Source organism: Parabacteroides sp. MSK.9.14 (genome assembly GCF_019041495.1).
GTDB classification, from domain to species: Bacteria; Bacteroidota; Bacteroidia; order Bacteroidales; family Tannerellaceae; genus Parabacteroides; species Parabacteroides merdae.
Genome location: NZ_JAHPXO010000003.1, coordinates 110,229 through 121,396, shown reverse-complemented (window position 1 = coordinate 121,396; position 11,168 = coordinate 110,229). Strand labels below are relative to the sequence as shown.

8 protein-coding genes are annotated in these 11,168 nt (G+C 43.9%); 7 read left to right on the top strand and 1 reads right to left on the bottom strand.

Annotated features, from left to right (window positions below; translation table 11 throughout):
* The 7 genes from KTG12_RS02785 (at position 1) to KTG12_RS02755 (ending at position 8,846) form a co-directional block, all read left to right on the top strand.
* Positions 1-948, top strand: coding sequence for a hypothetical protein (locus KTG12_RS02785; protein WP_022322984.1), 948 nt, complete (start codon positions 1-3; stop codon positions 946-948).
* Between the two features lie 12 nt (positions 949-960).
* Positions 961-3,183 (top strand): kelch repeat protein, encoded by a 2,223-nt coding sequence (locus KTG12_RS02780; RefSeq protein WP_022322985.1) that lies wholly within the window; start codon positions 961-963, stop codon positions 3,181-3,183.
* A 2-nt stretch (positions 3,184-3,185) separates the two neighbouring features.
* A complete protein-coding gene (locus KTG12_RS02775) occupies positions 3,186-4,073 on the top strand; it encodes a serine O-acetyltransferase (RefSeq protein ID WP_022322986.1) in 888 nt (295 codons plus the stop codon).
* Positions 4,074-4,296: 223 nt separating this feature from the next.
* The gene (locus KTG12_RS02770) at positions 4,297-4,695 is read left to right on the top strand and encodes a ferredoxin (protein ID WP_005641927.1); all 399 of its coding nucleotides are present in this window, start codon (positions 4,297-4,299) and stop codon (positions 4,693-4,695) included.
* Positions 4,696-4,727: 32 nt separating this feature from the next.
* Positions 4,728-6,521 carry an NADH-ubiquinone oxidoreductase-F iron-sulfur binding region domain-containing protein gene (locus tag KTG12_RS02765; protein WP_155143997.1) on the top strand — a complete coding sequence of 598 codons (1,794 nt, stop codon included), beginning with the start codon at positions 4,728-4,730 and terminating at the stop codon, positions 6,519-6,521.
* 33 nt (positions 6,522-6,554) lie between these two features.
* Positions 6,555-8,345, top strand: coding sequence for an NADH-dependent [FeFe] hydrogenase, group A6 (locus KTG12_RS02760; RefSeq protein WP_005648987.1), 1,791 nt, complete (start codon positions 6,555-6,557; stop codon positions 8,343-8,345).
* 12 nt (positions 8,346-8,357) lie between these two features.
* Entirely contained in the window at positions 8,358-8,846 is a 489-nt protein-coding gene (locus tag KTG12_RS02755) for an NAD(P)H-dependent oxidoreductase subunit E (protein ID WP_005643304.1), read from the top strand.
* A 99-nt stretch (positions 8,847-8,945) separates the two neighbouring features.
* On the opposite strand, the gene aldA is transcribed toward KTG12_RS02755, so the two are convergent.
* Positions 8,946-10,382, bottom strand: a complete 1,437-nt coding sequence (gene aldA / locus KTG12_RS02750) for an aldehyde dehydrogenase (protein ID WP_122115816.1) — start codon at positions 10,380-10,382, stop codon at positions 8,946-8,948.
* Positions 10,383-11,168 lie beyond the last annotated feature (786 nt).

The window sequence follows — 11,168 nt, the reverse complement described above, 5'->3', positions numbered from 1 at the left end:
ATGAAAAGACTTTGGATTTTAACTCTTTTTGTTGCGTTGCCGATGTGTTTGCTGGCTCAACAAAAAACAGAATATAACAGAAAAGGTGACGAGGCGATGAAACGCTTGGACTATAGCGATGCAAGGATGTGGTATGAAGAAGGTGTCGTGCAATGTGATCCTTACAGTATCGAGCAGCTCACATCGATTTGGTTAGCCAACCAGAGAATGCGTCCATCAATGCACAGTCTGATGAACAAGTGTCGGGCTTGTCTGGAACTGATGGCCAATAATGAGGATACAACAGCCATTTCGCAGCTGATAATCTATTATACCGAGGGGATAGGAACTTCCAAAAACGAAACTTTGGCCCAATCCTGGCAAGATCGTCTGGAAACACTTCGCAAACCGGTAGAGCCCGTTTTCTATCCTTCTGCCAACCCAATAAAGCCAGATACCCCCAAAGAACCGATGAAGTTCTTTATTGGTTATGCCTACTCCATAGAAGCACCTTATGGCTTGACAGTGGGAGGGGTGAAATCTCGTTTGGGTTGGTTCCTGCGTTTTAAGACCAATCTAGGTTTTAAGGAGTACGACGGGGAATGCCGGGGAACAGATGAGTTTGTCGGTCCTACTCCCGATAATCCGTTTTATTTCACGAATAAGAAAAAGGTGAATAACTATGCCGGTACAGCTGGTTTGGTTGTAAAATGTACATCCTGGTTATATACGTCCGTAGGTTTAGGATATGGCAGTCGGGAATTATTATGCGAATATATCACAATCGATAATTCGGATTATAGAATAGAAAAATCCTATTGGGCGAAGAATTTGGATTATTCTTATAGCGGGTTAGCTGCCGATCTGGATGTAATGGTTAAGTTCGGTCCTGTGTTTGTAAGTGCAGGGTGCAATACGTTGAATTTTAAATATGTTGATTTGAATGCCGGTGTCGGTCTGTTTTTCTAATAAGAATTATTTATGAAACACATATACTCAATCTTTTTATCAGCTGTTTCACTTTTATGGATGCTTTCCGGATGTGTGGAAGATCCGGATATGGATACGCGTTTGCAGAAAGCAAAGGCTCCGGAGGTTTCCGAGACTTCAATGGAAGGAGAAGCATATGCTTCTTCGATCACTTTAAAGGCTCAAATAATGAAAGAGAACGGTTTGCCAGTAAAAGAATGTGGGGTTTGTTGGAGTACCCAAACAGGAACGGAGCCGCTTGAAAACATGCGTAACAAGCGATATACAAAAGCTGATAAAATAGAAAACCACAATTTTACAGCTACCATATCCAATTTGGAAGATAGTACAAAATATTATGTATATGCTTATGCTATTAATGATATAGATACTGCATTTTCAAAAACAGAAGGAGCGTATACAACAATAAATGGTATTGGAGAAGTTGCGACTTTGGATGTGGATAGTGCCACAGTAAAAGCAACTTCCACTTGGGTAAAAGGGAAAGTTAAGAATCGGGGAGTCGGCATTGAGAAATTAGGTTTCTACTATAAGAAAAAGAAACAAACCGGAGATATCGAACCCTCGGATCAAGATTCCGTTATCACATACGAAGGGAGTGACTTGGCAACTGTCGATACTTTCTCCTGCCAGATTACGAATCTGGAGCCGGAAACTTGGTATTATGTCCGTGCTTTTGCCAAAAATCAGTTTGGCGAGTTTGCTTTTAATGTGGACTCTTTTAGGACTACAGATGGCAAACCTTTTGTCGGTAAGTTGAGTCTGATAAAAGACAGTACGACTTTCACCACAGCCGATCTGTTTGCTTTCTTGATCAATGAGGGAGATGCACCTGTCAGTGCCTATGGTTTCTGCTGGAGTGTAGAAGAAGGGCCGACGATAGATGCTGATACAATCATTTGTACGAGCCTTGAGGATGATGGTAAATTTACGGGAAGGATACAGGGATTGGAGTCTGCCAAAAAATATTATGCAAGGGCTTATGCCATAAATAACTTCGGCACAGTATATAGTGAAGAAGAAATTACGATTTCGACAAAAAGCGAGAAGCCGAATATTATAACATTCCCCATCACCCCTGATTCGATCAAAAGCGATGGAACAGTTCACATTGGCGGGGAGTTGCAGAATGGCGGAAACAGTGCTGCTACAGAGTGGGGAATTTGTTGGTCTTCAAGCAATAAGGAACCGAGTATCAAGGATAATCATGTTGCTGTAGATGATACGCTTTTCATGTATGCATTGCCTTCGTTAAAAGGTGCAACAATCTATTATGCAAGGACTTATGCTACTAACAAAAGTGGTTTGACTGGCTATGGAGAAGTTAAATCTTTTACTACTCCGAATATTTTTGAGAATAAAAATATTTATCCGGGAGCTAATAGGCAATTTTCTGCTGGATTTATCCTTAATGATCAAAACTCAGGTTCTCGTATCTATGTTGTAGGAGGAGACTTAGGTGGTGAACGGAGTAAAGAAATGTTTGGATATAATGTGCAGGCTGATGAATGGATTCCTATGGCTGAATGTCTAAATGCCTACTCTCAAATGAGTGCTGCTGTTTATAAGAATCAAGCCTATCTCCTTGGTGGTATAGACAAACAGACGATAGGGGCTAATTGCCAGATATACAATTTGGACAACAATTGGTCGGAACCTACTCAATATTCACTACCGGGAGGTCGTTTCGGTGCTGTCAGCTTTACTTATCGGGACTCTTTATATGTATTGGGAGGATCGGATGGAAGCAATAATATGAATGAGATATTGCGTTACGACCTGTCTTCACAGAATATAGATGGAAGTTGGGATGTAATCGCTAAATTCCCTGCTTATCAACGTGGTGGTATTGTTCAGGTTGTAGGAGATAAAGTTTATGCCGGATTGGGAGAAGGCGGAAATGGCATAAGAAGTGGTTTTTGGGAATCTTCCGATAGTTTGAAGATATGGAATCCGATATCTATTCCTGATAAAATAGGAAGTGTCTCATCTGGCGTTTATGATGAACAGAGAAACAGCTTTTTTATGATTGATAATAACGGGAAGATATGGGAATATAATCTGTCAAGTGGTGAATGGACAGCTCGTTCTTTATTGGGTTATCGCATGAACAATTACCATATGTTTATGTTAAATGGTATAATCTATATTTTAGGACAGGATCTATATTATGCCAACAAATTTATCAAGTATAATCCGATATGGGATAATTAATCATGAACAGAACAAAGATATTAGAAGAGATTCAAAAAAACGTAGAACTCTTGTCGACTACTGGTTTAGAGGCGTATAAATATATTCCGCTACACCAGAAACCTTCCCCGTCGGTGACGGCACTCAGGGAAATCATGAATTTGCTCCGCAAGGTTATTTTTCCCGGTTTCTTCGGAACGGAACAGGAGGCACAGACGGATTCCATACAATATTATACGGGTGTATATCTGGAGCAGGCCTACGACCTGTTGCAGGAACAAATCTATAATGGCTTGTGCTTTGAGGTCGAACGTTGTTGTGATTCCAAAGATCGTGCTTCTGAAATAGCCATTGCTTTTATCAATAAGGTTCCACATATCAAGTATCTTCTATCGACAGACGTGAAAGCTATCTTGGATGGTGATCCGGCAGCCAAAAGCCCCAGTGAGATTATTTTCTGTTATCCGGCAATTCATGCCATTCTTTATCAGCGCGTAGCACATGAGTTACTGAAGCTCGGTGTGCCTGTGATTCCACGTATTATAACGGAAATGGCCCATTCGGATACAGGAATAGACATTCATCCGGGAGCGCAAATCGGAGAATATTTCAGTATCGATCATGGTACGGGGGTTGTGATCGGGCAGACGGCTATAATCGGTAATCATGTCCGCCTTTATCAAGGTGTGACATTGGGTGCAAAAAGCTTTACCTTGGACGAAGAAGGATTGCCTTTGGACGTACCGCGCCATCCGATTATCGAAGATTATGTTACAATCTATTCCAATGCCTCCATTTTAGGGAGGATCACTATTGGTCACGGCTCCGTGATTGGTGGTAACATCTGGCTTACCCATAGCGTTCCACCTAATTCCAAAGTATTGCAGACACGTGCTGTCGAAGATAAATAGCAGAGGGCGGCATATTGTTTTCACTTTCATTTCAAAACCCATAGCTTTAGGCTCCATAACCCATAGCATTAGATACCCTAAAGCTATGCTTTATTAATCCCCTAACGATTTTTGCACAATAGCCTTGGGATTAAAGAGAAAAGATAGGCTTTATTCCGGAAAAATATGTATGTTTGCAGATATACCTTATTTGAGCGAATTATACCTTAAAATAGTGTAGACCATGAATAAAGTGAAAACATTGGATGATCTTCGGAAGATGCGTGAAACCTTGCGCTCGACCTTGGATATTAGAGAAAAAAGTAATCATCCTGAACAAATGGTACAGATCCGGATATCTATGGCAACTTGCGGGATCGCTGCCGGAGCCAAAGAGATCATGAATTATTTCATTGAAGCACTGGATCGTGAAAAAGTAGATGCATTGGTGACACAAACCGGATGCATGGGGTATTGCTATGCCGAACCGACTGTCGAGGTTACCCTGCCAGGTAAAGAACCTCTTGTTTTCGGACATGTGAAGAAAGCGAAAGTGGATGAAATCATTGACCGGTATATCCGGAATGGGGAACTGCTGGACGATATTATCCCGGTCACTTACACGGTTGTTAAACCGGAATAACAAAACTTCCTTAAACACTTAATACTTACATAATGGCACAGTACAATAGTTATATACTGGTGTGTGGCGGTACCGGCTGTCGTGCATCACAGAGTGAACTTATACTTCAAAATCTGAAAGAGGCCGTCGAACGACATAAGTTGCAGGATATTGTCCAAGTGATCCGTACCGGTTGCTTCGGTTTTTGTGAAAAAGGGCCGATAGTTAAAATGGTTCCGGACAATACGTTCTATGTTCAGGTAAAACCGACGGATGCCGAAGACATTGTCCGGGAGCATTTAGTGAAGGGACGTAAGGTAGAACGGCTTCTATATGTCAATCCCGAAACTAACGAGCAAGTACCGGATTCCAAGCATATCAATTTTTACAAGAAACAGCTCCGTATCGCTCTAAGGAATTGCGGTTTTATCAATCCCGAAAATATAGACGAATATATCGCCCGCGACGGTTATGTAGCTTTAGGTAGAGCCTTGACCGAGATGACGCCCGAATCGGTGATCAAAGAGATCATGGATAGTGGCTTACGCGGTAGGGGAGGAGGCGGTTTCCCGACCGGCTTGAAATGGCAGATAACCCGTAAAGTGAAAGCTCCCCAGAAATATGTCGTCTGTAATGCGGATGAAGGCGATCCGGGAGCATTCATGGACCGTTCCATCCTGGAAGGTGACCCGCATTCCATCGTTGAAGCGATGGCGATCAACGGATATTGTACGGGAGCCACGAAAGGGCTGGTTTATATCCGGGCCGAATATCCGTTGGCCGTAGAGAGGTTGAAGATTGCAATCCGGCAAGCCAAAGAATATGGTCTACTGGGTGAAAACATCTTCGGGACGGATTTCTCTTTCGATATCGAGATACGTTATGGGGCAGGAGCATTCGTTTGTGGTGAAGAAACGGCGTTGATTCATAGTATGGAGGGGCTTCGCGGAGAAGCGACTGTTAAACCGCCTTTCCCAAGCGAACAAGGTTACAAAGGTTGCCCGACCAATGTGAATAATGTGGAAACATATGCCAACGTGCCGGTTATCCTGTTGAAGGGAGCTGAATGGTTCAGTAGTATAGGTACGGAGAAAAGTAAGGGGACGAAAGTCTTTGCCCTTGCGGGAAAAGTAAATAACGTTGGGCTGATAGAGGTTCCGATGGGGACGACGTTACGCGAAGTGATCTTCGGTATAGGAGGAGGCATCAAAGATGGAAAGAAATTTAAGGCTGTGCAGACAGGAGGTCCTTCAGGTGGCTGCCTGACTGAGAAGCATCTGGATTTGCCGATCGACTATGACAATCTTTTGGCTGCCGGTTCGATGATGGGGTCGGGGGGGATGATTGTGATGGACGAAGACGATTGTATGGTCGCTATGGCCAAATTCTATCTGGATTTCACGGTCGAGGAGTCATGTGGCAAATGTGCTCCTTGCCGGATTGGCAACAAACGGTTGCACGAGATGTTACAAAAGATTACGTCCGGCAACGGAACGATCGAGGATCTGGAACGGCTTCGTAACTTGGCTGGTGTGATCAAAGACACTGCCTTGTGCGGTTTGGGACAGACATCGCCCAATCCAGTTTTGTCTACGATGGATAACTTCTATGATGAATATCTGGCCCACGTGAAGGAAAAACGTTGTCCGTCTCATCAATGTCGCGAACTGACGCAATATTTTATCAATCCAGAGAAATGCAAGGGATGTACGCTTTGTGCCCGGATGTGTCCGGTGAATGCGATCACGGGAGACAAGAAAGTTCCGCATGTGATTGATCCGCAGACTTGTATCCGGTGCGGTTCATGTATAAAGAGATGTAAGTTCGGTGCTATTTATGTGCACTAAAGTAGTGAAGAATGGACAATGACAATTAAATGTATGGAAACAGTAAAGCTTATTATAGATAGAAAACCAGTGGAAGTCCCCAAAGGAACCACGATCCTGGATGCTGCAAAAGGAATGGGTATCCGCATTCCGACTCTTTGCTATATGAAGTTGGAAGATTTGCACTATGAAAATAATCCGGGTGCTTGCCGTATCTGCGTAGTTGAAATAGAAGGTCGCCGTAATTTGGCTCCTTCCTGTAAAACGGAGTGTATGGAAGGGATGGTTGTGCAAACACACAGCCCACGCGTGATGAATGCCCGGAAAACCGTAATGGAACTGATCCTGTCCAACCATCCGGCAGAATGTCTGACTTGCAGTAGCAATGGACATTGTGAACTACAAGCAATTGCTCACGACCTGGGGATACGTGAGATTCGCTATAAAGGCGAGATGTCCACATTCCAGATAGACCGTTCACCGTCTATCGTCCGCAACATGAACAAGTGCATCATGTGCCGCCGTTGCGAGACCATGTGTAATAATATCCAGACCGTTGGGGCTTTGACTGCTGTCAATCGAGGCTTTAATGCAGCCGTCTCTACGGCTTTCGAACGGGATATTGCCGGTAGTACGTGTTCCTATTGCGGCCAGTGCGTATCGGTCTGCCCAGTAAACGCGTTGAGCGGACGGAATACACAACAGCCGGTGTTGGATGCGCTGGCCGATCCGGACAAAATCGTGATAGCCCAGACAGCTCCGGCTGTCCGTACGGCTTTGGGACGCGATTTCGGATATGAACCGGGGACATTGGTAACGGGTAAAATGGTTTCCGCCCTCCGCAGGTTGGGCTTCGATTATGTTTTCGATACGGATTTTGCCGCCGACCTGACTATTATGGAAGAAGGGACAGAACTGTTGCAACGGATCGGGAAATACTTGAAAGGCGATCAGGAAGTAAAAATGCCGTTGATGACGAGTTGCTGTCCGGGGTGGGTCAGCTTCGTCGAACAGCATTTCCCGGAATTATTAGACAACCTGTCGACAGCTAAGAGCCCACAGCAGATGTTCGGTGCAATTGCCAAAAGTTATTTTGCCGAAAAATTGGGAGTAGACCGAAAGCGGATCGTTGTCGTGTCGATCATGCCCTGCCTGGCAAAGAAATATGAAGCCAGTCGTCCGGAATTTGCGGTCGATGGCAATCCGGATGTCGATATTTCGATCTATACGCGCGAATTGGCCCGCCTGATCCGCTATGCAAACATAAACTTCGCGGAACTGCCAGATAGCGATTTCGATCGTCCGTTAGGCGAATCGACAGGAGCCGGAGTTATCTTCGGAACAACCGGTGGCGTGATAGAAGCTGCTTGCCGTACGGCGTACGAGCTATATACGAAAAAAACTCTTCCTAAAATTGATTTTGAAGAACTCCGCGGGCTGGAAGGCATTCGCAGTGCAACAATAGACTTCGATGGGACACCGATAAAAATAGGAATTGCACATGGTTTGGGCAATGCCCGTAGATTGGTTGAAGAAGTCAAAAACGGCATGTCGCCCTATCATGCCATCGAAGTTATGGCATGTCCGGGCGGTTGTATCGGTGGTGGCGGCCAACCGTTCCACAGGGGCAGGATGGAGGTGCTGCGCAAACGTGCGGCGGCTCTCTATCAGGAGGATCGCAGCAAGACGCTTCGCAAGAGCCATGAGAATCCTTATATTCAAGCTCTTTATGCTGACTATCTGGGAGAACCGTGTGGACCGCGTGCCCACAAGCTGTTGCATACGCACTACTTCGACCGCAAGGAAGCCATTAACATGTTTACGCAAGAAAATCAGGAGGGATAAACGATGGATAAGATGAAGATACATTTGATTCAGATGAAGATCGATGAATTGTTGGCTGTCTGTGATGAACATAATAACGATCCGGGAGAGCTGATCAACATATTGCATGCCGCCCAAGGCATATTCGGTTATCTGCCTCGCGAAGTGCAAGAGATCATCGCCGGCCGGTTGCATATTCCGGTTTCCAAAGTATATGGAGTTGTGACGTTCTATTCGTTCTTTACCATGACTCCGAAGGGGAAATATCCTATTTCCGTCTGTCTGGGAACGGCCTGTTATGTACGTGGAGCCGAGAAAGTCTTGGAAGAGTTCCAGCGCCAGTTGGAGATCAAAGTTGGAGAGACTACATCCGACGGCCTGTTTTCATTGGATTGTCTACGTTGTGTGGGGGCTTGCGGACTGGCTCCGGTCGTCACGATTGCCGGAAAAGTTTATGGACGTCTGACACCAGAGAAAGTGCGGGATATCCTTTCCGAATACTACCTGTTGGAGCAAGTATAAGCGACTCGTCTGTTGTGCCAATGCTGTGACACAACAGTGCCATCGCATTGGCACAATTGTGTCGTAACGATGGCACGGCCATATAATAAAGGCGATCTTCTATTCTTTGGTTTCTATATAAACGACATGCGTCTGTAAATATTCTTCAAGACCGTGTTTCCCATCTGCACCGCCGATTCCGGACTTACGCCATCCGGCATGGAAACCTTGCATAGCTTCAAAGTTCTCACGATTGATATATGTTTCGCCAAATTTCAGCGAGCGCATAATCTTGAATGCATAGTCCAGATTTTGGGTATAGACGGAAGATGTCAGTCCATACTCACAGTCATTTGCCCATGCAATCGCATCATCGATATCCGTATATTCGACAATGGGCAGGATAGGGCCGAAGGTCTCTTCCCGTATGATATCCATTTCTTGTGTGGCGCAATCCAGCACTGTAGGTTCGAAGAAATATCCTTTTGTTCCGATCCGATGACCGCCACATAGAAGTTTGGCTCCCTGCCGAACCGCCTTTTCAACTTTTTGCTCCATGGCAGCCAAAGCATTTGCTTCGATCAGTGGCCCCATATCCAAGTCTGCGATCTCGTTCGGATTGCCGACTTTCACCTGCTTCATACCGGCCACAAGCTTTTCCATAAAGATATCTTTGACCTTTTTATCTACATAAACCCGCTCCGCACAATTACATACCTGTCCGGTATTGATAACGCGTGAAGCGATGATCGACTTCACCGCCAAGTCTATATCTGCGTCTTCCATCACGATTGCAGGAGCTTTTCCTCCTAATTCCAAAGATACTTTTGTTATATTAGGAGCTGCTGCTGCCATTGTCTGTTGTCCGGCACTTACACTTCCCGTAAGGCTGACCATGCCAACTTTCGGATTTGCTGCCAACTCATGACCTATCACCGAACCACGTCCGTTCACTAAGTTAAAAACTCCGGCTGGCAAACCGACTTCTTCTACAATTTGTGCAAAAACGTATGCATTTTCAGGTGTCAGCTGACTCGGTTTTACCACGATCGTATTACCGGTAATCAAAGCCGGGGCTGCTTTGCGTGCAACCAGGAAGAAGGGGAAGTTCCAGGGGAGAATACCGGTTGTTACACCAATTGCTTTCTTGAACAGGAATATGCTTTCACGCGGACGGTCGCTGGGGATGATTTCACCTTCATACCGGCGGGCCCATCCAGCCATATAATCGATATAATCTGCCGTAAAAAGAACTTCCACATTAGCCAGGCCTTGCGTCTTTCCACCTTCACGAACAATTATATCAGTCAGTTCCTTTTCTCTTTTGCGGATACCGGCTGCAATTTTGGTCAGATAAGCGGCCCTTTCTATAGAAGGTGTCCTTTCCCATTGACCCTGAGCTTTTTCTGCTGCATCGATCGCTCTTTTAGCATCTTCGACCGTACCGTCCGGCATTAATGATATAACTTCTTCAGTAGAAGGATTTAATACCTTAATCCATTTTCCAGATTCATGTTCTATGAATCTGCCATCAATAAACATTTTCAATTCCTTCATGGTAATATCTTTTTAGGTTGAATTTTGATTTTAAAAGTACAAGAAAGAAAAAATGATCATGTTTAAAAAATGATATTACTTATTACAGAAATGATATATTTCTGTAATACAGGATTATAATGTATGGCTAAGCTGATCGGAAGATAGTTTTTTTCATTATTTCTGAACCAAACTGAATTATGTGCTGTTATATGATAAAATGAATTAGGAATTATATCCAAAGAAATTCCTAAGACGATTAAGTTAGTAGTATTTGTTTTTTCATATAAGTAGAGTTTGTTATTTGTTTGGTCCGTATGTAACTGTGAAGTTGGATACGGGCTTTTTTTGTGTTTCTTAATATGTTTACTTTAAATAATTACGATTAGGTTGCGTAGACTAGATTTAGTAGATGATCCCGAAGAACCAGGTATAACCGTAAAGACTGCCAACACAATCAGGTATATCCTTACGATACGTTCACTTTACCGAAATTACTTCACACGGAATCCTTCTAAAATTTAAACATACAGATTTACCATAAGGAAACGAAGACAGGGCAACCGCATCAAAATTTTCCAAGGTTGCGATCTTCATACGGAGTTTTCTACAAATCTTCTATCACTCTATCACTACGAAGGTTGTAGCTATTAATATTCAAGAGTTAGAGACAGTGATACAGGACGTTTCCCTCTATCACTTCTGAAACATTGCATTTTATCATATTATTGAAAAACAGCACATTGTTTTCTTTTGCTTTTGAAAAAGCATATGAAATAATCGAATAAACAAATGTAAAAATAAATA

Coding starts and splice junctions, on each gene's coding strand:
- KTG12_RS02765 (WP_155143997.1), top strand. CDS start 4,728: ATGGCACAGTACAATAGTTATATACTGGTGTGTGGCGGTACCGGCTGT.
- KTG12_RS02775 (WP_022322986.1), top strand. CDS start 3,186: ATGAACAGAACAAAGATATTAGAAGAGATTCAAAAAAACGTAGAACTC.
- KTG12_RS02785 (WP_022322984.1), top strand. CDS start 1: ATGAAAAGACTTTGGATTTTAACTCTTTTTGTTGCGTTGCCGATGTGT.
- KTG12_RS02770 (WP_005641927.1), top strand. CDS start 4,297: ATGAATAAAGTGAAAACATTGGATGATCTTCGGAAGATGCGTGAAACC.
- KTG12_RS02760 (WP_005648987.1), top strand. CDS start 6,555: ATGGAAACAGTAAAGCTTATTATAGATAGAAAACCAGTGGAAGTCCCC.
- aldA (WP_122115816.1), bottom strand. CDS start 10,382: ATGAAGGAATTGAAAATGTTTATTGATGGCAGATTCATAGAACATGAA.
- KTG12_RS02780 (WP_022322985.1), top strand. CDS start 961: ATGAAACACATATACTCAATCTTTTTATCAGCTGTTTCACTTTTATGG.
- KTG12_RS02755 (WP_005643304.1), top strand. CDS start 8,358: ATGAAGATACATTTGATTCAGATGAAGATCGATGAATTGTTGGCTGTC.